At 44.0% G+C, this 23,022-nt stretch carries 33 protein-coding genes and 1 tRNA gene; 6 read left to right on the top strand and 28 right to left on the bottom strand.

Annotated features, from left to right (window positions below; all coding sequences use genetic code 11):
- Positions 1 to 24: 24 nt before the first annotated feature.
- The 23 genes from JGK39_RS09295 to JGK39_RS09185 form a co-directional block, all read right to left on the bottom strand.
- Entirely contained in the window at positions 25 to 1,296 is a 1,272-nt protein-coding gene (locus JGK39_RS09295; RefSeq protein ID WP_293296102.1) for a hypothetical protein, read from the bottom strand.
- A gap of 73 nt (positions 1,297 to 1,369) precedes the next feature.
- Positions 1,370 to 1,879 (bottom strand): hypothetical protein, encoded by a 510-nt coding sequence (locus JGK39_RS09290; protein ID WP_293296101.1) that lies wholly within the window; start codon positions 1,877 to 1,879, stop codon positions 1,370 to 1,372.
- Between the two features lie 111 nt (positions 1,880 to 1,990).
- A complete protein-coding gene (locus JGK39_RS09285) occupies positions 1,991 to 2,614 on the bottom strand; it encodes a hypothetical protein (protein WP_293296100.1) in 624 nt (207 codons plus the stop codon).
- 62 nt (positions 2,615 to 2,676) lie between these two features.
- Positions 2,677 to 2,967: a hypothetical protein gene (locus JGK39_RS09280; protein WP_293296099.1), complete on the bottom strand. Its 291-nt coding sequence runs from the start codon at positions 2,965 to 2,967 to the stop codon at positions 2,677 to 2,679.
- 382 nt (positions 2,968 to 3,349) lie between these two features.
- Positions 3,350 to 3,523 (bottom strand): hypothetical protein, encoded by a 174-nt coding sequence (locus tag JGK39_RS09275; protein ID WP_293296098.1) that lies wholly within the window; start codon positions 3,521 to 3,523, stop codon positions 3,350 to 3,352.
- Positions 3,524 to 3,554: 31 nt separating this feature from the next.
- Complete coding sequence (locus JGK39_RS09270; protein WP_293296096.1) at positions 3,555 to 3,896, bottom strand: DUF3846 domain-containing protein; 342 nt, start codon at positions 3,894 to 3,896, stop codon at positions 3,555 to 3,557.
- A gap of 65 nt (positions 3,897 to 3,961) precedes the next feature.
- Positions 3,962 to 4,375, bottom strand: coding sequence for a DUF1257 domain-containing protein (locus tag JGK39_RS09265; RefSeq protein ID WP_293296095.1), 414 nt, complete (start codon positions 4,373 to 4,375; stop codon positions 3,962 to 3,964).
- 135 nt (positions 4,376 to 4,510) lie between these two features.
- Entirely contained in the window at positions 4,511 to 4,714 is a 204-nt protein-coding gene (locus tag JGK39_RS09260) for a DUF2997 domain-containing protein (protein WP_293296094.1), read from the bottom strand.
- An 81-nt stretch (positions 4,715 to 4,795) separates the two neighbouring features.
- Positions 4,796 to 5,026 (bottom strand): HNH endonuclease signature motif containing protein, encoded by a 231-nt coding sequence (locus JGK39_RS09255; protein WP_293296093.1) that lies wholly within the window; start codon positions 5,024 to 5,026, stop codon positions 4,796 to 4,798.
- 173 nt (positions 5,027 to 5,199) lie between these two features.
- Entirely contained in the window at positions 5,200 to 5,373 is a 174-nt protein-coding gene (locus JGK39_RS09250; RefSeq protein ID WP_293296092.1) for a hypothetical protein, read from the bottom strand.
- 78 nt (positions 5,374 to 5,451) lie between these two features.
- Positions 5,452 to 5,610, bottom strand: coding sequence for an ASCH domain-containing protein (locus JGK39_RS09245; RefSeq protein ID WP_293296091.1), 159 nt, complete (start codon positions 5,608 to 5,610; stop codon positions 5,452 to 5,454).
- 103 nt (positions 5,611 to 5,713) lie between these two features.
- Entirely contained in the window at positions 5,714 to 6,352 is a 639-nt protein-coding gene (locus tag JGK39_RS09240; RefSeq protein ID WP_293296090.1) for an MT-A70 family methyltransferase, read from the bottom strand.
- Positions 6,353 to 6,448: 96 nt separating this feature from the next.
- Positions 6,449 to 6,655, bottom strand: a complete 207-nt coding sequence (locus JGK39_RS09235; RefSeq protein ID WP_293296088.1) for a hypothetical protein — start codon at positions 6,653 to 6,655, stop codon at positions 6,449 to 6,451.
- 277 nt (positions 6,656 to 6,932) lie between these two features.
- Entirely contained in the window at positions 6,933 to 7,325 is a 393-nt protein-coding gene (locus JGK39_RS09230; RefSeq protein ID WP_293296086.1) for a helix-turn-helix transcriptional regulator, read from the bottom strand.
- Complete coding sequence (locus JGK39_RS09225; protein WP_293296085.1) at positions 7,326 to 7,832, bottom strand: Rieske 2Fe-2S domain-containing protein; 507 nt, start codon at positions 7,830 to 7,832, stop codon at positions 7,326 to 7,328.
- Positions 7,829 to 8,056: a hypothetical protein gene (locus JGK39_RS09220; protein WP_293296084.1), complete on the bottom strand. Its 228-nt coding sequence runs from the start codon at positions 8,054 to 8,056 to the stop codon at positions 7,829 to 7,831. Before JGK39_RS09220 ends, JGK39_RS09225 begins: the two co-directional genes overlap by 4 nt.
- 15 nt (positions 8,057 to 8,071) lie before the next feature.
- The gene (locus JGK39_RS09215; protein WP_293296083.1) at positions 8,072 to 9,607 is read right to left on the bottom strand and encodes an AAA family ATPase; all 1,536 of its coding nucleotides are present in this window, start codon (positions 9,605 to 9,607) and stop codon (positions 8,072 to 8,074) included.
- 104 nt (positions 9,608 to 9,711) lie between these two features.
- Positions 9,712 to 10,050 (bottom strand): hypothetical protein, encoded by a 339-nt coding sequence (locus JGK39_RS09210; protein ID WP_293296082.1) that lies wholly within the window; start codon positions 10,048 to 10,050, stop codon positions 9,712 to 9,714.
- A gap of 27 nt (positions 10,051 to 10,077) precedes the next feature.
- On the bottom strand, positions 10,078 to 11,148 hold the full coding sequence (locus JGK39_RS09205) for a hypothetical protein (protein ID WP_293296081.1): 1,071 nt from the start codon (positions 11,146 to 11,148) through the stop codon (positions 10,078 to 10,080).
- A gap of 2 nt (positions 11,149 to 11,150) precedes the next feature.
- Positions 11,151 to 11,408: a hypothetical protein gene (locus JGK39_RS09200; protein ID WP_293296080.1), complete on the bottom strand. Its 258-nt coding sequence runs from the start codon at positions 11,406 to 11,408 to the stop codon at positions 11,151 to 11,153.
- A gap of 178 nt (positions 11,409 to 11,586) precedes the next feature.
- Positions 11,587 to 12,126 (bottom strand): hypothetical protein, encoded by a 540-nt coding sequence (locus JGK39_RS09195; protein WP_293296079.1) that lies wholly within the window; start codon positions 12,124 to 12,126, stop codon positions 11,587 to 11,589.
- A 210-nt stretch (positions 12,127 to 12,336) separates the two neighbouring features.
- The gene (locus JGK39_RS09190) at positions 12,337 to 12,582 is read right to left on the bottom strand and encodes a helix-turn-helix transcriptional regulator (protein ID WP_293322110.1); all 246 of its coding nucleotides are present in this window, start codon (positions 12,580 to 12,582) and stop codon (positions 12,337 to 12,339) included.
- Between the two features lie 54 nt (positions 12,583 to 12,636).
- Positions 12,637 to 12,786, bottom strand: coding sequence for a hypothetical protein (locus JGK39_RS09185; RefSeq protein WP_293296078.1), 150 nt, complete (start codon positions 12,784 to 12,786; stop codon positions 12,637 to 12,639).
- A gap of 247 nt (positions 12,787 to 13,033) precedes the next feature.
- Here JGK39_RS09185 and JGK39_RS09180 point away from each other — a divergent pair, with 247 nt between their 5' ends.
- Genes JGK39_RS09180 through JGK39_RS09165 form a run of 4 tightly spaced genes read left to right on the top strand, consistent with a single transcriptional unit; the run spans position 13,034 to position 17,606 of the window.
- Complete coding sequence (locus JGK39_RS09180; RefSeq protein ID WP_293296077.1) at positions 13,034 to 13,801, top strand: hypothetical protein; 768 nt, start codon at positions 13,034 to 13,036, stop codon at positions 13,799 to 13,801.
- Positions 13,782 to 14,486: a hypothetical protein gene (locus JGK39_RS09175; RefSeq protein ID WP_293296076.1), complete on the top strand. Its 705-nt coding sequence runs from the start codon at positions 13,782 to 13,784 to the stop codon at positions 14,484 to 14,486. Before JGK39_RS09180 ends, JGK39_RS09175 begins: the two co-directional genes overlap by 20 nt.
- Positions 14,479 to 17,442 (top strand): virulence-associated E family protein, encoded by a 2,964-nt coding sequence (locus JGK39_RS09170; RefSeq protein ID WP_293296075.1) that lies wholly within the window; start codon positions 14,479 to 14,481, stop codon positions 17,440 to 17,442. Before JGK39_RS09175 ends, JGK39_RS09170 begins: the two co-directional genes overlap by 8 nt.
- Entirely contained in the window at positions 17,439 to 17,606 is a 168-nt protein-coding gene (locus JGK39_RS09165; protein WP_293296074.1) for an NblA/ycf18 family protein, read from the top strand. Before JGK39_RS09170 ends, JGK39_RS09165 begins: the two co-directional genes overlap by 4 nt.
- Before the next feature lie 197 nt (positions 17,607 to 17,803).
- Here the strand turns inward: JGK39_RS09165 and JGK39_RS09160 are convergent, their stop codons facing one another.
- The 5 genes from JGK39_RS09160 to JGK39_RS09140 form a co-directional block, all read right to left on the bottom strand.
- Complete coding sequence (locus JGK39_RS09160; protein ID WP_293322107.1) at positions 17,804 to 19,045, bottom strand: tyrosine-type recombinase/integrase; 1,242 nt, start codon at positions 19,043 to 19,045, stop codon at positions 17,804 to 17,806.
- Between the two features lie 58 nt (positions 19,046 to 19,103).
- Positions 19,104 to 19,177: transfer RNA gene (locus JGK39_RS09155), tRNA-Pro, on the bottom strand.
- 37 nt (positions 19,178 to 19,214) lie between these two features.
- The gene (locus JGK39_RS09150) at positions 19,215 to 19,580 is read right to left on the bottom strand and encodes a DUF1818 family protein (RefSeq protein ID WP_293260826.1); all 366 of its coding nucleotides are present in this window, start codon (positions 19,578 to 19,580) and stop codon (positions 19,215 to 19,217) included.
- A 202-nt stretch (positions 19,581 to 19,782) separates the two neighbouring features.
- Complete coding sequence (locus tag JGK39_RS09145) at positions 19,783 to 20,403, bottom strand: hypothetical protein (protein WP_293260824.1); 621 nt, start codon at positions 20,401 to 20,403, stop codon at positions 19,783 to 19,785.
- A gap of 399 nt (positions 20,404 to 20,802) precedes the next feature.
- Complete coding sequence (locus tag JGK39_RS09140; RefSeq protein ID WP_293260822.1) at positions 20,803 to 21,036, bottom strand: DNA-directed RNA polymerase subunit omega; 234 nt, start codon at positions 21,034 to 21,036, stop codon at positions 20,803 to 20,805.
- Between the two features lie 79 nt (positions 21,037 to 21,115).
- Here JGK39_RS09140 and JGK39_RS09135 point away from each other — a divergent pair, with 79 nt between their 5' ends.
- Both JGK39_RS09135 and JGK39_RS09130 read left to right on the top strand, forming a co-directional pair.
- Positions 21,116 to 21,808 carry a GDSL-type esterase/lipase family protein gene (locus tag JGK39_RS09135; RefSeq protein ID WP_293260819.1) on the top strand — a complete coding sequence of 231 codons (693 nt, stop codon included), beginning with the start codon at positions 21,116 to 21,118 and terminating at the stop codon, positions 21,806 to 21,808.
- Positions 21,809 to 22,496: 688 nt separating this feature from the next.
- Positions 22,497 to 22,667: a hypothetical protein gene (locus tag JGK39_RS09130; RefSeq protein ID WP_293260817.1), complete on the top strand. Its 171-nt coding sequence runs from the start codon at positions 22,497 to 22,499 to the stop codon at positions 22,665 to 22,667.
- The last annotated feature ends 355 nt before the right edge of the window (positions 22,668 to 23,022 follow it).

Below are 23,022 nucleotides of genomic sequence, written 5' to 3'. Positions count from 1 at the left end.
TTCATTAGCTAGAAAACATTCGTTTTAGATTGCGAACAAAATATTAATGTGGCACTGCACATCTGCATCAGTTGGTATATCGATCGCAGGCTGTAGAGCAATTTGTCCGTTAGACGCAGCAGTATAGGTGAGATAGCTAGTGTAAGTTTTACCGCCTGTAGGAGCAGGAACAGTGCTCGTGATAGGTATCATCACGTTATTCCCAGGTACAAAACTAGCAGGGACGCTTGCTACTTGCAAACCAAAACTATGATTTGGTTTCTTGAACATTACTGTTCCTGCTAGTTGTACTAAATCGCCAGCTTTACGGATTCGCAAATTTCCAGTCATCCCCGCAACTAAAGGAATGTTTACCCAATTTGCAGGCCAGTTTGCTGTTCCCGCTGCGCCAGTTGCGCCAGTTGCGCCAGTTGCGCCAGTTGCGCCAGTTGCGCCCCTTTCACCGGGTAAACCTCTGGGGCCGACATCTCCCTTATCGCCTTTGTCGCCTTTTAGACCTTGCAAACCTCGATCGCCCACAGCACCTTTTTCTCCGGCTGTGCCCGTAGCGCCCGTAGCGCCAGTAAGTCCTCTTAATCCTTGCTCACCTTGAAACCCATTTTCTCCGCGCAATCCCTGAATTCCAGTATCGCCCTTGTCTCCCTTGTCGCCTTTGTCTCCCTTGTCGCCTTTGTCTCCCTTGTCGCCTTTGTCTCCCTTGGGACCTGGGATGGGGGTCGGGGGGATGGGGGTCGGGGGGATGGGGGTCGGTGAAACGTTGACAGCTAAAGAACTCGTTTCAAGGACGACATCTCCAACAATTAGCTCTGCTTTAACCTCGCCAGATTCTGGAACTGAGACGTTAAAGGGAGAGGTGGTGTCCTCTTTGATGATTTTTCCATTCAAAGTAAATCGGACAAATGAACCGGGCGGTCTGTTTGTGATATTTGCCGTCACCATATTTAGCGGCTTAGCTTGAATCAAATTCACCACTGGTGCAGTCAATTTCAATTCAAAACTAACTTGAGCGGTCGATCGAACTGTGACTGGAACATTCCCCGGATGAATATCCTCAACTTCAATCAAGTGCATCCCTGCTGCGGGAACTGGGACATTGAAGGCATATCGATATTCATTAACTCCATTAACAAGCTTACTTGTCGCCGTTGCATCAGTACCTACGATTGCGCCGTTGAGTTTGAAACGAACATCGGTGTTGATATTGCTATCGGCAACTGCTGTCACTCGCACAATATGCGGAATTAAGCTTGCTGAGATTATCTGGTCTGGTGTCGGAGAAGTAATTTTAATTGGCATATTTTTAAGCGTTTAACTGTCAGGTTTTACAAACTATCCCGCCAGCGTTGCACATAGGCTGGCAAGATAATTATCAGGTTTGAACGAGCAATGTTTGAGCGACAATCATTTCGCCGTCACTGGTTTCTCCAGTGATGAAAAACCCTGTGTACGGATCGGATGCGTCTGCCACATAGCAAACTTTCGGATTCGTCAGTTGCTTAAAAGCACTGTAAAGCTGTACCAAAAACTCGGATTTCTCGATCGGTCTTTCCAAAGTTTCTAATTCAGCCATTGCGCTAGAAACGTCTTGAGCTGCTGTTTGTACTTCAAGCAATGCCTGAATAGCCAAAGGCTTAAATGTTTCGTCGAGCGTCTTGCATTGAATTGTGCGATCGGGCGCTTTGTAAGAACGAGCATCCGGGTCTGTTTCCCTTACCGCTGCCCGTCGCATATTGGCATCGCGTCCGAGGATAGCAGTATCGGTCAGAACAGTTTTCGATCGAGCAATCTTAAGAGGCGAATCGCTCTCGGATTCGGGCCAGTAGTTATAATCTACAAGAATTTGACGGAGGAGTTTCGATGCCAAAACTGCTGTTAACATGGAGATTTTAATTGATAGTTACTCCAAATAGTTTAGCACAGATAAAAAAAGATTAACCCTTTTTAGAGTTGGAATTAAACCGTATTGACTGGCAACTAATGCAATTATAAATCAAGCGGAAAATGTCAAAGTTCTCCCAGTATTTGGATCTTTCAATTTGTGTTTTATAAAAAGCAGGATTAATTCTTTCGTAATTCTGACATCGTTCGTGCAGCAATGAATTATTTCTTGGCATTTTCCTTGTTGCCAGAGCTTTGGCGCCAACTCACCCGAGCCAGTTTTAGCAAATCCGTTAGCGCGGGCGATCGCATCCAACTTATAACTGTGACCCTTGGGGCAATCTTGCCAATTAGTCGAACCGTAAGCTGCAAATCTTACCTGTTCTAACAAATCAAAATTTGTAGCGACTGCGATACTGTTTGCAGCGCACAGCACATCGTCAAAATTAGCCGAGTTAAAGCCACAGATTTTACTGCCTATCTTCTGAGTTGAGTAAACAAGTTCTTGAAAATGTGTCACATTTGGGTGAACAAAAGTATAAGTACGATCGCTTTCTAATTCGATCGCACAAATTACGGCAATTCCCATGTTCTCAAAATCTTTCCAACCACCGCAGTATTGATATCTATCGCCGAATCTGTTGAAATAATCTTCCCCAACATCTAAGCTCACAATTTCTATTCCTTTGGGAGGAATGCAGCGGAGAATTTCGCAATTGTAAACTATGCCTTTCATATTTGTCTCCTTGTGTAGTAAGTATTCTGCGTTGGTAGGATACGCAGCCCCCATCAACAAACTTATTTATTCAAAACTTCGTTCATTGTTTCATCAAACGCTTTATCTGTTGGTTCATCAAGCATTCCGATCAAATACAACCATTGCAATTGTATATTCCGTCCGCCACGACATATTTTTTGATTATTGGCAGAGTGGCAAAAATGCTGTCCATTACCTAACAAATTCTTGTAAAACATTACCAAATCTGATTCAGGCAGAATCAATGGTGTTTCCCCAGCAAAAGGGCAAGTTTTGCAAGGTTTGTTTTGAACCGGATAAGTCCGTAAATCGTTTCGATCGAGTTTCTTCATAAAATCGAAACCGGGAGCAACCCGGCGATACGCTAACTAACCACACCAGACCGAAGCTATCAAAAGTTCGCCATGCCTGTCTAGGTATTTGTTGACAAGAAGGGTAAAGCCCTCCTCTGGAATTACACAAAGTAAATCAGCACGATGCAAATCACAAGGCGTATTAAACCCACGACGCGCTTTGGGGCCAACAAAAAACCATTTTCGACCCCAAGATACACATTTTTTCTGTTTCATTTGATTTGATAAAGACCCGGGAGCGACCCGGCAAAACGCTTAATAATTAGTTCCGAGCAAGTCAAACAAATTCGCAGAAGCAAACATTCCTGTTCGTTAATTTCCTGGTAGATTTCGCTTAGGGATTGAATTGCATCGCCAAGGGTTATTTTAAATTCTGATAATCCTCTTCTTGCTGCCCGATCGGATAAGCTTCTTCCTGGTACTCGCCTAAATACTGGTCAACTTCTTGCTTGTCTTTTTGGCTTAGGATGTTGATGGCAACACAAACGGTTGTTAGTGCCAACCCTACAATCAGAGCTTTTTCTAATTTTTTCATGTTGAGAGCCGGGAGCGATCCGGCAAAACATTTATTTACCGCGAATCAACCGTATTTCTGTTTTCACAATTTCAGTTTGTCGCAAGGTTAGCAAACCAAAATCCTCTTTCGATTTGTTTGTACCCAAAACCAAAACTTGACCGTGAATTACGTTTCCCTCCGCAGTTAAGCAAGTTGGATTCTGATTCTTAAGTAAAAACTCATCATCGCAAATCAATGTGATTGATTTGTCTGAAAAGCTTTTGTAAGAAGCAACTTCTATGTAAGCTGATTCATTTTCAACTCCTACTAGATTTTGCATTTCCTTGAGAGTTAGCATTTCTTTAGCTTCTCGAACTTCAATGCCATTGGAATTAATTAAAACGTAAAACATGGTAGTTAATCAAAAAAATCAATTTTTCAAAGCGAAGCATTTATTTAGTTTCGCTTTAATTTGCCTCAAGCCCATTTACCAGCAATTATCTTGACTGTTCCATCTTCTTCAATTTGAGATTCAATTTCAAATCCCTGAGATATTAGGGCAGCGATCGCATTCTCTCGTGCATACCAAGGCAGCAGCGCCTTCATGAATTTCTGAGCATCGCGTTTGCTGCCGTCGCGGGTTAAAAACTCAAATTCATCGCCAATAAGTTTGAAGCCAAAGTCGTAACCGCCTTGGTAGTTTTGCTTGCGCCTTACCACAAACTCGGCTAACTTGCTGTTACCGAACGGGTCGTGAATTTGAGCGTTGCGATCGAGATGCGCTCCTGCAAGAATGCCATCAAGTTCGCTGGCAATCATTTCAGTCAGAATTTTTTCGAGTACGATCGGATTCTCGATCGTGGTTTTGATGTGGGTCAGGTGGGACATCATTTTCTCCTAAAGTCAGTAATTCGGACAGCGGACGAGAAAAATAACGAGCAGCAGCAAGAATTTGGCGAGTGCATCTAGGACATTCATAAGTTCTGCCGACTGGTAAATTATTATTGCAGCCAGGCATTTTACACTTCAATGATTTATCCACAAAGTTTCATCCTCAGTTTGTTGATTTGCTTGGTCGTTATATTCAGGCAAAAGTTCTTGCGATCGAACTTCACCCAAAGCTTTCTCCAATTCCTCAGTCACCGCAGTACAGCTAGTGCCTGAAGCCACAACTTTCTCATTAATAGTGCCATCTTTGTTGACAGTAATTTCGATTTTGTAGTATTGCATTGTTTGCAAGTAGCCGGGAATCAGTATCCGGCAGACCCACATATTCCGACTCTGAGGTGATATGTGAGTATTTGTATGGAATCAGAGCCACAAATCGCCAACTTGGGTTAGAGGTCGATCGGCTTCAAGTTTCTGGCGTAGAGATTTACGGTGATATTGGCGATGTACGGATGCAGTACAAACAACCAAGTTTTCGGGTGAATTGTTGGTTTTATCCTCGTCCATGTGATGCACTATTTCACCTGGTTTGAGCGATCGACCGAGAGTTTGTTCAGCAATAATACGGTGTAAGTAAACAATTTTGTAGTTCATGGCTTAAAGTAAATTGGAAACATTGCATGAAAGAAAGCAAGGCGACCTCCTAAAACGCGATTATTTATGGTGGCGTACCAATCGTGCTTCTGATTTGAAACCTTGAAAAAATGTCATTTCAGTCATAGTTTTCAGTTAGCTAAAAATCAAAGTCTGAAAGCGAAAGCATTAATTCACTTTAAATCTTTAATTTGGCTGGGGCATTTGCCAATCCCACAATCCTTGATAACCACGTTGAGAAATGGGTTCGATCGCCCGAACATTCTCAAGTTTCCACGCAAAACGCCCAATTGACCAATCACCACCCGCTCTGTGTCCGATTGAGAGCTAATAAAAGTTGCATTCATCCGAATACAATCTGTCAGATTGGCGATCGCCACAACAGCACAAACGAGGTACTTCAGATTCAGTAATTCCTAGCAGTCTCAAAATCGGTGGTCATTGTGAAACTTTTTCGCTGCGTGAATTGCGATCGTACCTTTGTAATTTGTCTGCCATAAACGAGTCTCGTAATGTTTGTGTTCACTGGCAATCAGACTTGCCCAAGGTTGGTGAAGACTGATAGCTTTGATTAGATTTTCCATTTGCTTTTTACTTGTTTTTGCTAACGATAGGTTCTGTATTTTCGGTTAATCTTTGAGTAACCATTTTGTTAACGCCAACAAAATGGTTACTTTTCACAGAAACTTAGCTATCAACCTCAGCTCCCCAACTATCCCAACCATCACGTTTCGATCGAGCAAATAACTCAATCCTTGAACCTCCCAGTTTTTCAGCTAATCTGTCGGCAACTGTCCAGAATTCTGAAGGTTTTTCAGAATGGCGCGATCGATTGGCAAAGATTGTGTTAGGAATGTTGGTCAATCCATAACTTGTAAAACTGCCAGGTTTCCCTGTAGTGGCTACAAGGAAATGCTCGGTACAGTTTCTTCCATAGTGACCAATCCCAAAGTTAACTTTAGGCTCTTCCTCGGTGCTAGCTTTGATGGTTTTGAACCAAGTAAAGATGGATTTGTAGGTAAAACCCCATCGTTCCAAGCACCGAAAACCAAGCGGTAAATGGTTGTTTGTGACCCACAGTAAAAGGTATGAGTTTTGATGTGCGATCGCCCCGATCGGCAAATTCAAAATCTGTTCATCGCTCATTGCCGGATAAGGACAGCGCCCCCTGTGAGTCGCATCGGTTTCTCGGAGGTTGTATTGCCACGGCGGGTCTACAACTATCAAACTATAAGTGTTAATTGATATTGGAGGAAGATTTGGTAATAATTCTTGGGCAATCGCTAGTTTTAATTGCCCGGTTTTGTCTTCAGCTTTGTATTTCATTTTACTTCCGTGTTAAATAAAAATAGGCGGGAGCGACCCGCCAAAACGCTAATTAATTGACTAAAGTTTGCTAGCGATGCGCTACGCGCCCGCAAGCTACGAATACGCCAGCAAATAAATTGGGTCGTTGCTCTTAGGCTCCAATCCTTCTTTTTGGTCTGAAACCGCCAAAGCTATTTTGAGTTGCTGTACTTGCGTATACGACGGCAACTGGTAAGCTGGATGGTACGCATTAGCTGCTCGATCAAACAAGTTATTTAAATCAGCTTCGTATTTCAGAAACTTAATTTTGTCAACTATCATATCTTGCTCCTAATTCCTAATGTGGTTAATTGCCCAATAAATCAAAAGGATTTCTCGGGGCTTCTGGCAATTCATCAAGTTCGCGATGCAGCTCAAATAAAGTTTGAGCTGCATCAGTCAAAACCAAATCGTTTAGTGTTGAGAAATTTCTTGACTCTTCAATCTCTCATAAAGGTAATATCCTTTACAATTAATTTCACAGATATGTTCAATCAGTTCTACAATTGTGAATCCATTTAAAATCCAGATATCATCGTCTGGTGTTCTAAATTTCCAGTCAAATCTCGTAAACATAGCACTTTCTCCTTACTACTGGCAAAACTTCAACAACTAAAAGCGAAGCATTACCGAAATATCTTTTCGACCTTTTAACGCCTTCAAGAATATTAATCAGTTTTTTTTCACCAACAATCGCCAAAACTTCTTGCACTAATTCTTGCAGTTCTTCTGAAAGAATTCCGCTAAGCTCCCAAAGTGTTCCATGCTCAAAAAGGAGAACTTTTTCAAGTCGATCGATTAATTCAAGGCTCGGTAAAGCATGATTATTTTCTAACTTTGAGATGTAGGTATTGTCTACTCCCAATTGCTTAGCAAGTTTTGTCTGAGTAAATCCGAGTAAACATCTTTTGTGGACGATCGCCTCACCCAGCGATTTGATTTCAATTTGCATTTAGTACCTCTGAATTACGTTGCCATTGCGATCGAAATGCAAACCGTGTCCGGGGCAATAAGTTTTATCATCCCCGATTGATACAACGTTAAAGCCTTTGTGAGGGCAAATCCCATTAACTAACTTGCAGTTTTTGTACTTTTCTTCGAGAATTGCTTGAAAACTATAAGCCTCAGACAAAATTGGGGTTTCTCGCAGGCAAATCATTGGTGATGTTCTTCGATGTTTGACATCACTTTCCAAACAAACATAACTGCCCCAATTTTGCGTTTTTCGGTCGTATTGTTCAAAAAATACGTCCACCAAGCGATTGCTCCAAAACCTGAAATCGTAGTGGAAATGTGCAGGCTCAAATCCCAAATCCTCATCTGTGTGAGCTTTGTATGGTAATACGGGAATCCAAATTAACTCATGCAAACCTCGCGTATCAACGCTCTTCGGTACGGTTCTAACGCATTCAACTAGGACAGTATCGCCAATCTGACAATCATCGTGCTGTGTTTTCATTGTTCGTACCAATTGATGGTTACTAAGTTCAGAATTTGTTCTTGATGTGTTGATTGCTTTACGTCATTCATGAAAGCTTCGGCAGAGACTCGATCGTCCCAAATCTTAGCTTTTTCAAGTTCAGTTACCCATCCGAGCGGTGTATCGGTCAGCCAAATGATTTGACTGTTTTTTGTTGCTTCACCAATCGAGTAGGAAATGTAGCAAATCGCGTACTTATACATTTTAATCCTTCCAAATTAATCAACAACTAAAAGCGAAGCACCATTTTTACTTTTGCTGATTTCTTGAAAACTTGCTGATTTAGCGCCCGATCGTACTGCCCAACTTTTCAGCGCTTCAATCTGCGGTTGAGCAATCTTAGCTAGCGGGACACAATAGTGAATAGCTGTCAGTATATCCGCCTGCGTAAATGCTTCGTTCCTGGAAAAGGCATTTTGCATTGCTTCATAAATAGCTTGCTCTATTTCTGCACCTGAAAAATCTTTGGCAGCAATAGCTAATTTTTCCATATCAAAATGACCAACAGCACTCCCGCGCAATCTCTCAAAATGGACACTAAAAATCTGCTCGCGTTCGATCGAACTTGGCAATCCTACAAAAAAAAGTTCATCAATTCGCCCCTTGCGAATTAATTCGGCTGGTAAAACTTCAGTTCGATTGCAAGTCAGCACTACAAACACCGGTACCGTTTTCTCTTGCATCCAAGTAAGCAGCGTTCCGAAAACTCGCTGGCTTGTACCAGAATCGCCATCGTTGCCTGAAGTGATATTTGCGAATGCTTTGTCTGCTTCATCAATGAACAGAACACAGGGTGCGATCGCCGAAGCTAATTTAATCACTTGCCTGACATTGCCCTCACTCTCTCCCACGACACCGCCAAACAACCGCCCAACATCCAATCTCAGTAACGGCAATTTCCACTCCGCAGCAATAGTTTTAGCCGATAAACTTTTACCCGTTCCCTGAATGCCTGCCAGCAATACGCCCTTGGGGCTGGGCAAACCGTATTCGCGGGCTTTGTCGCTAAAATTGTGCGATCGCATTTTTACCCACTGTTTGAGATTCTCCAAACCGCCGACAGATTCTAAGCCGACTTGGGCTGGGATAAATTCAAGAATCCCAGTCTCTCTTATCGTTTGTTTTTTCTCCTCGATGACAGCATCGATGCTCGTTTCATCCACTTTCCCAGAACGTGCTAAACACTTCGCTAGTACCCGCGAAATGCGACACCGACTCAATCCCTGACAAGCTTTCAGCAAATGTTCCCGTGATTCACCAACCAACTTGATTTTAGCTCCAACCAGCCGATCGACCAATTCCGAAATCTCCTCGATGGTAGGCAAAGAAAAATCCACAACCGTCGTTTCTTCCCGCAGTTCCACTGGCAGACGCAGTTGGTCTGAGAGAATTACTAACGTTCGCCGATCGCGACTAACCTCTCTTGCCAAATTCTTAATCTCGCGAACAATGGGCAACTGGTTAGCAGCAATTTGACCGTTACTCCCCGGTGCAATCAGAGTCACGATATCTTTCATTACAAAAATTGCTGCTGTTTCCGGCGCTGCTTTGATGACTCGTTCCAGGGCTTGCATCGGATTTCCCTTAGCAGTATTCGAGTCATTCCAGCCTCTGGCAAAATCCCAAAAATAGATTTGAGCTTTTTTGGCGATCGCTGCTGCACATAGCGTCTCTTCTGCGGTTTCTTCCTCCGGCGATACTACCCACAGCAGCGGGAATCTCGCCGATAACATCAGGTTAATTTCTTCTAGCATTGGATCTGGTTAGTAATTGATCTGGTTAGTAATTGATTTGTTTAGTAACTCAGTAACGCTGTTCGTTTTTGTTACTGAGTTACGTTTCTTGTTTTTGTTTCTTGTTACTGGAAAGTATCAGAGAAACTGTGTTTCTGCTTGCCGTCAATTTCAATCTCGTTGGCATTTTCGCAGCACATCATTCGCAGCCGAAGCGGAATGTTGTTGCCGTTGCCTAGCTGGTTGTGCAGCCAACCGATGCACTCGTACTCTTTGCCGACCGTTGAATGATGACAACCCATAACCACAAGTGGTCGGTTGATTCCACACAGATTGCCAGTATCATCGGCGATCGTGTTACTCAAGTTTATATGTTGTTCAAGGCTGTAATTGGGAATATCAGTCACTGTTGTTGATATTTTCCACGGACAAGTTTTGCATTGCTTAGTTTGATTGAGTTTCATAAAATTCTGGGTGGAATGGTCTCTACTTTAAAGCGAAGCAGTAGCTTTCTTTTTGCCTTTAGTTTGAAACTCTTCAAATTCCGCAAGTTTAGCTTTCAATTCCTCGATCTCTTTTGTGGCTTCGTTCAAGTCGCCTTGGAGCGTTTCGTTTTCCAGCATGATAGAACTCACGTCAACATCAACCTCTAAAGACCCCGTAGATTTTTGTTGGGTTTGCAAACGAGTAATGGTTTCATTGGCAGACTTTAGTTGCGATCGAACCTGTTCCAATTGAGCTTCGACAACTTGCTTCTCACCCACAGCAGCTTGCAGGTTCTGAGCCTGAGAGTGCAGCGATGATATCTCCCGCTCTCGCGCTTCAAGTTGTCCGTTGATTCTGGCAATTTCATTCAGTCGATCGCGCGACGCAGCTTCATTGACAGCAACTTCCGCCAAACGCTTTTCAGAAATTGCCAATTTAGCTTCTAATTCGTTGCGCTCTGCTTGCAGCAAATCTAGCTGCCCTCGAAACTGTTCAGAATCTGCTAGCTGCTGTTTGTTCAGATTCATGTAAGCTTCTTTAAGTTCCGATCGTTGCCGATCGTATTCTGACTTATAGAACCCTATTTCCATCTGCAATTGAGGAAAATCCTTGAGCTGCTGGCGCATGATTTCATTTTCAGTAGCCAGAGATTTCATGCGATCGCCCGACACGCTAGTATCAGCTTTTTGATAAGCCAGCCGATAGCCAGCGATCGCCATTTGCCGAGAAACTGCCAGATATTCTTCAGGAATATCGCCTTCTTCCAGCAAACCGTCATCAGCAGTTTCGATTAATGCTGATGCCAAATCCTTCTCCGATCGAGCCTTCACCGACGACAGATTGTCAGCCCGCCACTCTTTCAGCAGCTTGCAGATAATATCCGTACTGCCTCCGATGCCGTAGATTTCCTTGAGGGCTGCGTTAACACTGCGAACTGCAATCCCAATTCGGTTTTTCTGAAGTACAGCGCAAGCAAAATCTACCATGGAGCGGGTGATGCCTGCATATTGGTAGGCGCGATCGAACTCAAATCCTGTCAAATCCAAGGTCTGAAACGTTGTCGGTAGTTTAGCCATTTTTAGTTCCTGGTAAGAGCGTAATTTCCGGTTCTTGCTTCCTCAACTGCACCCAGCGAATCCAACGCCATTTCCTTCAAGAAAATCTCAATTGTTCCGTAACCGCTGTCGAGGGCGATATATTTCAGTTCTATCCAAAGAACGACGTCTAAATTGATCGATCGTGTAACCTTTCTGTGTCTCAATTTTTCTGCACTTGCAGCAATTTTTTGACAAGAAAGTTCTGCACTTTCTGATGAAGCAATGTTGTGTTTGACCATCTTTAAAAATGTTGACTGTTGACAGTAATTAAAAACCGGGTTTTTGCGACAATAACGTCAAACAAATCTGTTAACCCGTTTTTTTGGTAGAAGTTTGTACTGCGTATCTAGAGCCCGTTAGTTGTCTTCTTGTGGGCATTGGGTGAAAGTCCAGAACTGTGTTAGGAGTAGCCGATGTTCAGTCTTTCAAGCTAAGATTCTCTAGGAAGTTTTCGATAGAGTCAAAACCTAATTTGGTTGCTAAATTTTCCAATCTTTCCCAAGATTCTAAAGACAGGGTTAGAAATCTTTTCAAAGTCAGCTTTGAGGCGATTTCGGGATCGAACTCGCTGTCTAAAAGCAAAAAACTGCGTTTTAGCAAACGGGTATAACGCACTAAATTCAGAGGAGGCTTGTAAAAATCGATTAGGATAATCTCGTAGGCGCGAGCTAAAGTCTTGTTCGTCAACAAGAAATAAGCAACTCTGAAGCCTAGATAATTTAGCTTCAGCGACAGCAAACGATGATTTCGATCCGTTAACCGAGTTCTTATCGAATTAGAATAACCTATGTACTGAAGCACGTTATTTGAGTCAATAACAAAGTAGACACCGCATTCGTTAGGCAAAGAAGCTCGATTGTTAAACGGTACTGATGGAAGTCTCAGAAAGTCTACTATTTGCGAATTTTGACAAAAAAATTCTGCACTTCCTGATGAAGCAGTGTTGTGTTTGGTCATGAAAAAAGCTCGATTCTTGAACGACACTCGCCAACATCACAGCCCTAGCAGATCGTTGATTACTGAGGCTGCTAGTTCTCAGGGTTTTGGGCTGTGGTTTTTGGTTATGAAATTAAGATAGCGCCTTATTGCTAATTACGCAATACGCAAAGCGTAAGTTTTAATTAAATGTAACCGTAGGTTGGATTTACGTCAACCTACCAATAACGACTAGCGAGAAACTACCCTGTTACCCTCAAAAGCGTCTATGAGTATATCTATGTCACATTGATATACCTCCATCATCCGTTTGATTTTAGAAGGTGGAATATGGGGAACCTTACCAGTTTCCCAGTTACTAAGAGTTGCTTCACGAATGCCCAAAAGCTCCGCTACCTGCTTTTGGGTTAAACCCAATTTTTTACGAAGATCCACGGGACTTAAGGCTCCCTGTTGTTTTTTTTCGACTATTACCATAATATAATAGAATTACGGTTAGCGCAATACGCAATTCGTAAATTAGCTAAACAATCAGCGATCGAGGTCGAACTGAGCCTCGAACTCGATCGCCAACACCATTCTCGCAGCCTTCTCAGCAAAATCACCCAAAATCGGAATCCCGAACGCAAAACCGCCGTCGCAGCCCTTAGTTTTCTGTATAGGTGCAGTTTTCCTGCACATTCAAGCGCGGGAAAACCAAGCGGATTCCGATCGCCGAATTGCTGCAACTCGTTCAAAACCATGACAAAAAATCCAGTACGGAGTATCAAAAATGACCAGAAACGAAATGAGCAAACTGAGAAAGTCAATAATGCGAGAGAAATCGACACGCAATTACGTATTTTTGCTGCAAAACGAGAAAACCTGCATCTGAGGTAATCGAGGAAGCGTTAAAAAAAATGTTCGATTTAGTTGAGAATCCAAAAAAATGAAAAGAACAACAGGATATTGCAATTCCTGTATCAAAAGGACTGGCACTGCAAAATTCAGAGAATTGCAGAACGGGATGTGTGCTGATTGTGCAAGGATTTATCCAAAAATCACTGTACCTGAAGACACAGATATTTCTGATTTGGGTAAAAAGACTGCCAGTAAATCTGTCGAATGGAGCGAAGAAGAAACAAAGCTAGCATCCGTTTTTGCATTGCTGCAATCAGAAGGCATTGGGTGTCACTGGCGCTCCGCTGCTGCCGATCGCTGCGGTTGGACTTTGGATAAAGTGAAAGTCGTATTTGCCCAGCTACAGAAAAAAGGTGCTGGCTTAGTTGCAGTATCGATCGAAAATCAATTGCTAGCATCTCTTACAAGTGAATTCGCTACTGCATTAGAGATTTGGGAAAAGTTTCCCAATTTCAAGTACGACTGGATTTACACAAACCTTGAAAAGTTGGCAAAAACCAGAGTAATTGAAAAGCAAAAATCTTGCGGTGGTAAACCAAATTTGTACCGGCTCAAGGAATTTGCAAGAGAAGGTTGGTGTAAAACTAACTTTCATAAAGACGGCAAGCGCAGGTTTGGCTTGCTAACTGGTGGCTTGTGCGTCGAATGCTGCGGGAAAACGTACAGCGATGAAATAATTCGATTGGAAGCAAAACTCCGGGAATTAGAAGAGTCTCGCGATCAAATAAATTGCGAAATCAAATCACTCAAAAAGAAAATTGGGAGATTACAGGCAAATGAAACTACTGATAGTTGACACTGAAACAACTGGATTGAGCGAAGATTCTGAAGTCTGCGAAATGGCTGCGACTTTGTATTCCGTAAATCCCAAAGGTGCGATTGCCTCACTTTCAACATTGTTGCCAATCGCTAAAAATGCAGCACAATTAATTAATGGAATTTCGCCAGAACTTTCGGCATTAGGTAATCGAAATCCCGACGGTTTTAACAGACTAGCAATTCGATCGAATTATGCTGTTGCATTTAATGCTGAATTCGATGGAAATTATTGGGAAGTAAATCTGCCGTGGATTTGCGCGATGAAGGATTTCGACTGGGGCTACCACAAAGAGCGTTTTACCCTAGTTGAACTAGCTTTATGGTTGGGAATTGGAATTGGTACAGCACACCGAGCTGGTGATGATGTGAGGTTATTAGTCGAATGTTTCAATCGTTGCCCAGATTTTGAAACCAGATTAGAAGAAGCGATTGTACGATCGCAATCGCCAACTTTAGAACTAAAAGCAATTGTCAGCTACGACAATCGCAATCTAGCAAAAGAGGCTGGTTTTAATTGGGATGCAAATCAAAAATTGTGGCTTAAAAAAGTCAGGGAATGTGATTACGAAAGATTTGTGCTTTCAATTAATTTTGATACTCATATTTTTCATAATGGCGATCGTAACTTTGTAGTTTTTCAGGAATCAAGTAAAAATGATTAAAACCGATCGCGAACAAGCAACAACCCATCTGCGATACCTCGGCTACAATCGCAGCGAGGGCGTATTTCTCAGATTTTTCTACCACAGTTCAGATCCGCGCAAAGATGGCGACAAAGGGCGCAAACTTTCTAATCTCAACTGGAACGAAATAGAACGCCACCAAAACGACGGTCGCGGAGTTTACGTGGTGGTAAACGGTAATAGCGGAGGGCATAGCGACGGCGAAATCAACCAGTGCTGCGCTATTTTTTGCGAGTGGGATGACATCCCGATCGAAGAACAATCTTTAAAGTGGGAAATGCTGGGATTTGTCGAACCCACTTTTACTGTTTACAGCGGGGACAAATCCATGCAGCCGTACTGGGTTTTCGACGAGCCGATCGCCCCCGAACAGTGGCGCGAACTCCAAGAATTGCTAATTGCGGTAATGGGGGCGGACAAAAGCAACAAAAACCCTAGCCGGGTATTTCGGCTCGCTGGGGGCTGGCACGTCAAGCCGGGGCGCGACCCCGTGAAATCTGAGATTTTGCAGGACTCGGGAATTCTTTATAACTGCGGAGATTTGAGCGATCGACTTCTAGCTTTGGTTCAACCACACTCAGACTCGCTCGAAGAACCAGAACCATTCGACAAAAAACAAACTTGGGCTCATATTAAAATTCCGGTGCCGATGGCAGTGCCGCTTGAAGTTGGCTTATCTCGAAAATCCAGAGAAGCGCTGAACGGTGTTTCTGCCCTGCGAAACACAACAATGGCAGCGCTGGCTCGCGATCTAATTGGAACGGCTGCCGAGTTCGATCGACTCGGACAAATAACCAGCGATGGAGCTTACACATTATTCACTGATGCCTGCCGTCGCTGTGCCACTGGTGGTGGTTGGAGCGAGAAAGAATGGGAGACAATTTGGCTATCGGCATCATCAAAACCTCAAGTTTCCAGCATTTCTCACAATCTTTCCCCGGTCGCAGTGGAAACTTGCATCAAAATCTGGTACTGGAAACAGACCAATCCTACTACTGCAAAAACTCACGCATCAACCGACTCTCCCGCAACAGAAAAATCGGTTCGCTCAAACAAACAACTCCTTGAATCAGACGACAAGCTTATTCAAGATTATAACAAAGTTGTCAAAACTTTTGGCAATCGAATCAGGCTCAACAAATTATCAAAGAAAATTGAGGTTGACGGCAAACCTGTATCGCTCGATCGGGCAAAACTTCAGCTCGCAATCAGGCACAACGTGCTGCTTAAATCCGGCAGAGAAGATATCCAAGATATCATCGCAGAAGTTGCCGAGCAAAACGAATATTCACCAGTTGTTGAGTATTTGCGATCGCTACCAGTTGTAACAGATACTTCAATCCTCGATCGCATCTGCGAAACTTACTTCGGGGTAAGCGGAGAAATTTACACTACATTCGTCCGAAAAACTTTAATTGCAGCAGTCACCCGAGCTTTGAATCCCGGCTGCAAAGTAGATACAGCCTTAATTTTACAGGGCAGGCAAGGGTACAGAAAATCTACCTTTTTTCGGATTCTGGCAGGGGATTATTTTGACGATTCAATGGGTTCGGCATCCGAAAAAGACGAGCGATTGAAGCTTCACCGATCGTGGTTCATCGAATGGTCGGAGCTTGAGCGCATCTTTGGCAGAAAAGATGCCAGTGCTGCGAAAGCTTTTGTAACTACTAAAACAGATCTGGTTCGTCCGCCCTATTGCCGGGATATTCAAGATTTACCGCGCCCCAGCATCATCGTGGCGACCACAAATCAAGATGAGTTTTTAGTAGATCCAACGGGTGCACGGCGGTTCTGGATCATTCCCGTTAGGAAGAAGATCGATACTGTCCGGCTTGAGAAGGAACGCGATGCAATTTGGGCAGCAGCACTGGCTGCTCATAAATCAGGGGAACTCTGCTTTTTGAACGACGATGAAGAACTCGTTGCCGAGGCGATCGCTGCTGAATTCCGCACGTCCGATCCGTGGGAAGAGTCCATATCAACCTTCATTGAGAATCGCCAGTGGATTCGGGTGTCTGACATCCTCGACCATTTGCAAATTGACCTCGATCGCCAAGATCGAGCGCACCAAATGCGGGTGGCTTCAATCCTAAAAGTCATGGGATGGAGCAAGGGTGTTCGGGTAATGGGCGATAAAAGGGTGCGAGTTTGGTCTCCAGAGCCTCCGGATCTACCTTTATCACAACCTGATCTACCTATAGATCGTGAGGTAGATCCGAAGGTAGATCCTATGAAATCCCTTGCACTGTCTGGCGTTCAGAACCAAGGTCAGCAGGTGTCACCACCTGATCTACCTAAAAGTCAAGAAAAAACTTTTTTAGTTAAAGACAATGAACTTGTTCGGTTGAAGAAGACATCAACCGAACAAGCAAAAATATCTGATGCCGTGAAGAATAGTTTGGGGGTAAAGGTAGATCAGGTAGATCAGGTAGATCCAAGTCAATCGCAGCAAGGGTTTGAAAATACACCACCTCAAAAAAATGAGGTAGATCAGGTAGATCCGGAGGTAGATCCGGAGGTAGAGCGCATTGAAACAGAGCTAGTAGAGTTCATCCGATCGGCAATCGGCTCTGACGACCGAGAAACCGCGAAACACATACAGGATGTACTTCGCGAGGTTTGCGACTTAGGAAAAGCCGATAGAGAGCGGGTGTGGGGCGCGCTGTCGCCGACCGAGCAAGAAGCATTTAAGAAATTGGTGAAGTCGCCGATCGATCCTGACGACGCTCAGAAACTCCGAGACATTGCCCTGATTTTCTGGGAAGAGCAGTATCCCGATCAGTTGCAGAGCTTGATAGTTCAAATATTCGGTTGGGATGCACCAGGTCAAAAATACAACCTTGAAATTATCAAAAATTGGCTTGCTGGGGAATCAGAGCTAGTGCGCGATCGAATTAAGAAGCTAATTGAAATTCACCAATCACCAAAATCATGAAACCAATAGAACTAACGATCGAACAGCAATTTAAGCTTCAGGTTTATTGCCAGCAACTCAAACAGATTAATTCGCTCGAAGAAGCACGGTTTATGCTGTTGGAGCTTTTACGAATGCAAATGGTTAAGGACAATATCATCAAGGATTTGCTTAAAAATGACTAATTTTTGCGATTCCAAAACCGCCGAGGAAATTCTGAATTGCTCTAAGAGAACGTTGATAAGGTACAGGCAGCAGCAGCGGCTTTTGGAAGGCATTCACTGGGGGCGAAATCCCAGCGGTAAGGTAGTTTACAATGCCGACCTTATCAAAAATCTAGTGATGTGCGGGGGGTCGATCGAACATCCCGACCACGAAAAATTCATCCAGCAGTATCTGGATTCTCTGCCGGAGAATCAGCCGCGACAGAAAAAAGGTCGGGCAACTGCGGCGGTCTGACAGCTCCGACGTAGTTCTCGTACATCGTCCGGAGATTGTGTCCTGTGATTTGCGCCAGTTCTGCTGGGTTCATGCCTCGATCGAGCGCGTGGCTGATTAGCGTATGCCTGGTGGTGTAAGGTCGGCGATACTCTATGCCTAGTTTGGCTAGAGTTGGCTTCCAGTATCGGTTGTTGAAGTTTTTGGCATCTATCAAACTGCCTTCTACACTGGTAAAAATTGGCGATTGTGGCGCAGTTTCGGGCGATCGCCGAGCAACCAGCATTTGTTGCAATCGAGGTGTTAAAGCCACCGATCGGGCTTTGTTCCGCTTGTCTCCCTTGCGAGATTTTTCATCGCTGGCGCTCTCGCCGATCCAAATCTTCGAGCAGTCAGCCGAACAGTGCCGCCAAAGCAATGCTGCTGCCTCACCAGTCCGCAAGCCGACGCCAAACTTGAATTCTACATAATCAGCATAGTGCTGTATCTCAGGCTGCGAGCGGAATTCACGCATTATTTTGCCAATTTCTTCGGCAGTAAACGGCTGCGGTTGTTGGCGGGGTGGCAGACATACTTTGATGTCTAGCCACGGATTTTCGGAGCCGATCGGCAGCAATTTTTTCTTGATTCCCCAAGCCCAGCAAGCCTGCATCATCGCGATTCTTTCCCGCACAGTCACGGGTTCGAGCCGATCGCCCAGCCAATTCTTGAACTTTTCTGCTGTTGTTTCAGAAACACCAGAAACAAATTTGTTTCCGAAAAAATCAAAGATATGTTTTTGTAACCCAGTGTATTTAGTGAGTGTTTTGGGACTGAGATTGCGCTGTTTGTAGGCTTTGAAGCGATCGAACAGTTCAGTGACAGCGATCGAGCTTTGTTTTTGAGGTTTGTACTTTGTCAGGGTTTCATCAAAATTGTTGCTAGCGATGTCAAGTTCGATCTGACGGGCTTTGATTTCGGCAGTTTTGCGGTTGATGTTCGATTCTGGCAGTCCGATATAGAGCCAGAAACGCTTGCCATGCCACGACCAGGCGAGTCGGAGGCGATCGCGAAAAACCTCAATTCTTACAGTCCCAGACACCGATTCTTCCTTTAAAGCAAAATTTAATTTAGTCAGCCACAAAGCTGAAACCCTGACTCTGACTGATATCGCTGTTTTATCGCAATCCTTGTCAGGGCTTGTCACATCTGACTCAAATAACCGTAGAAACGACAAAACCTCCTCAGAGAGAAGGTTTTGTGAATCGGAGCGACACGATTTGAACGTGCGACCCCCACTACCCCAAAGTGGTGCGCTACCAAGCTGCGCTACGCCCCGACAGCTTTAACAGCTTAGCATAGAATTCCTGAAAAAGTCAAAAAACTTTTAAAACTTTTGCCGCCTGCACCAAACCGGGCGTCGCAGCCGCCGGCCAAAAACCCTCGCAGCGACGGCCAGCATTCAAGATCAACTGCACGCTGTAAGCTTCGGGATAGCCTTCTAACTGCACCCACAGCAAGTCGCTTTCGGCTTCAACGGCGATTTTTTCCTCGTCCATTAACTCAGAGGCCATTTGACTCATGGTGGCGGCTAATTTTCCCAACAATCGGCAAAAATCGTTTAACTCAGCCTCCGTAAGTTCGATCGCCCAACCCTCCCCAGCCACCAAACCCTGAAACTCCTTCGCCTCTGGGTTCCATCCCAAACGCCAGCCAACACCCGTCTTAATTACACGTTCCATCGATCGATTTTAGATTTTGGATTTTGGATTTTAGATTGATTGATTGATTGGGTGATTTTAGGACTTATATCATGTCCGGTTGATTATCATAAGAACAACGGTTCGTAGTGCGGACTTCAGTCCGCTCTTCGGTTGCGGACTGAAGTCAACGGTTCGTAGTGCGGACTTCAGTCCGCTCTTCGGTTGCGGACTGAAGTCCGCACTAAAGACCAGTCTGCGGTATTTCCGGGGAAGTCTCGCGCCCTTGTGGTTTTGTCCCCGCCGCCGGTGTGCGCCCGCGCCCGGAATTCTCGGTAAAAACATCAACCAAAGCTTGAACCAAAGCATCCCGCTGTTTTCTATTTAAACTTTGAATAGCAGCGCGATCGCGTTCCATCGGATTTTCTCGCAAAACGTCTTTTCCCGGATACACGCCTTCCACCAAATAATCGGGAGTCGCCCCCAGATAGTCGGCTAAACTCAGCTTCCAATCAAAACGGTAATTCGGCGGCCTTCCTTTGACAAACACGTGATATCGAATCAAGCGCCCGACTAAAGTATTGTTGGGATCGACTTTGCCCGTTTCCTTAGAAATGTAGTTATTCTCGATCGGCAAATCCGGCAATTTTTCATACACAAATTTCCACGCATCTTGCGCCCTCAATTGCTGTGGCGCCGATTGTTGAGCAACCAGTCCTCTAGACCCAGAACCACGCAGCAGCGAAGGTTCCAAAGCCGACACACTTAATTTGCCCGATTCCAATACCCCACTCAAAAGCGTGAAAATCGCCACACTCAAAGTAACTAACAGAAAACTGAAGCCTAGCTTGAATTTCTTTTTCACAGTTTTGACTATTTCAAAAATAGAATAATTTCATAAACTTACTTGCCAGCAGATCTCCTATTTAATGATTTACGAAAATCAACTTGGTTTGGAGCATCCCGCTTTGGTAAAAATAGTTTCTTAGGAGTGCTGTCCCGATCGCTTGCGTATATAGCGGTTCTCAAATAAGTGAGGTATGCCCTGCGCGGGCCTATGCCCAATGCCCGGTTTGGCCTATGCCCATGCCCTACGAGCACCGCACTGTTACGCTCGAAAGGCTATATATTTCTAGCTGCCTTGCCTATATAAAATAAACCGACTTTATCGCTCAAGCGCACAGTCAAATTTGAGAAAGTTTTGAGTTTTAAGTTAACAAAAATTGCTCGCAATTCACCGCTCAAAACTCAAAACTCCCCAAGTCTAAATATCTCCGATAATTTCCGGCTGAGTGAGTTCGTCCGACATCTCAAATATCGCCCGCATTACAGGTTTCATCATTTGATGGTCGTCCATATTCTCAAAATCTTCATAGCGGCGGCGTTTGGCGCGGTTCGCTACCTGCACCGTAATTCGATAGCGGTTGGATGCAGCAGCGATTAACTCTTCCGCCCGACGGGTTAGCTGAGTTGAATCGAAGGTGGGACGCTTTACCATGAGATTACCTACTTTATCTAATGTTACATTCTAGTCTAGTATGCGAAGATTCAAAATTACTAACTGAGTATCATTGCTTATGCAGGCAACAACAGCCTATTCCTTTGGTCACTTGCATCGGGTAAATTCTCATCCTCTCAAATTGGTTGCTTTCGGTGACAGCTTAATCTACGGTTTCGGCGACGGTGTAGGCGGGGGTTGGGTGGAAAGATTGCGGCGCCAGTGGATGTTAACGGAGAGTGCAGGACACGTTTTATACAATTTGGGCGTTCGGGGCGATCGCACCTATCAAGTCGCCCAGCGCCTCGAAAACGAGTTTCGGCACCGGGGCGAGCTCAGAAACCGCGTCCCCGATGCGATTATTCTTTCCGTAGGCCTCAACGATTCAGCGAGAGTGCAATCGCCTACCGGGCGCAGTTATACCGATTTTGAACATTTTAAAACTGTTTTGGATAATTTGTTAAACCTATCGCAACAACTTTGTCCGGTGATATTTGTTGGGATGGTGCCGGTGGATGAAACCAAAATGCCTTTTCAAGATTGTTTGTACTACAATCACGCCGACCAATATCGGTACAAAGAAGCAACAAAATTAGCTTGTTTGCAACGGGAAATTCCCTATTTAGATATTTTTGATAAATGGATCGATCGCGGTAATATTTGGTGGCGTTCTTGTCTGACTTCGGACGGTATCCATCCCAATGCAGCGGGTTATCAATGTTTATTTGAAGATGTGACAAGTTGGGAACCGCTACTCGCTATTAGTCATTAGTCATCAGTCATTAGTCATTAGTCATTAGTCATTAGTCATTAGTTATTGGTCAAACAGGTCATTGGTTATTGGTCAGTGGTTATCAGTCCAGTCTAGGATACACAGCTAATCAAGAAACCGGGTTTTTTTACAAAAATACTTCGTCGTAGCGCACAGTTGCGGTAAAAAACCAGGTTTCTGGATACCCGTGCGTCCTCTTCACTTACCTGAAAAGCGATATTCTGCGACCATACATATAGAGATTCTGGGCAATTCCCCTATAAGTTCCTGGTAGATAAGGAAGATAAGCAACATAAGGATTTTAAGGAATTTAAGCATTTTAAAAGCGACCAACTCGCATCAAAATATTTATTTTAAAAGACCGTATCTTCCCCTCGCTACAAATAAAAGCATTTAATAATGATGACATCACTGAGCGCAAGAGCAAGCTAGGCAAGAATCAATCAACGATAAATAGCCGGACAAAGGCTTGCTTTTTTCTCAATAAAAAACTTGTGTAAATTGGAGTATCAAAAATGTCTGTATTTCAACGCATTAAATTCGGCACATCTGTTATATTAGACCTCTTGCAAAAGTCCTTTCAATCAAATTTTGGAACGGGCTCTCCGGCCCGTTCCACAAGAAAAAAAATTTTGTAGAATGGGCCGGAGAGCCCGTTCTACCTATTTTTGCAAGAGGTCTATTAACATTGGCAACCGTTGCCGGAACCGCAGCGCCGATGCTGACTCCCGCGCCTGCTGTTGCTCAAACAGCTTTTTCGGATGTTAGTAATAACTATTGGGCAAAAGACTTTATTCAAGATTTGTCAAAAACAGGAATATTTAGACAGCAGCAATACTTCCAGCTCTTCCTAACCTGATTTCTATCACGACTCTAGCAAAGCAGCCATTTTAGGTGCTTTTTAGCCCTTACTGTGACTCGTTTACCTACCTCCAGTGTCTCTCGTTTGTCACTTCACCACAAGCAATCTCATCTAGCAATATTCTAGAGCTTGGTAACTGCCTACAAGTTGTCTACATACTGTCTATAATAAAAAACCCGCCGGGCTAGGGCGGGCTAGATTCTTATCCTAAAGTAGGCTCCTAAAGTAGGGACTTACTTGCTATAGCGATCGCAATCATTCGTAAATTAATTAAGGGTTGGAGCGAGCAGCAGTTCCATTGAGTGTTGGTTCAAAAATACCAAATTTGTGTAACTTGGGAAAGTCAAAGCTT

This window comes from Microcoleus sp. PH2017_12_PCY_D_A (assembly GCF_020738565.1).
Classification (GTDB): domain Bacteria; phylum Cyanobacteriota; class Cyanobacteriia; order Cyanobacteriales; family Microcoleaceae; genus Microcoleus.
Note: the sequence above shows the minus strand (reverse complement) of the source record. Positions and strands in the feature narration are given on the sequence as shown.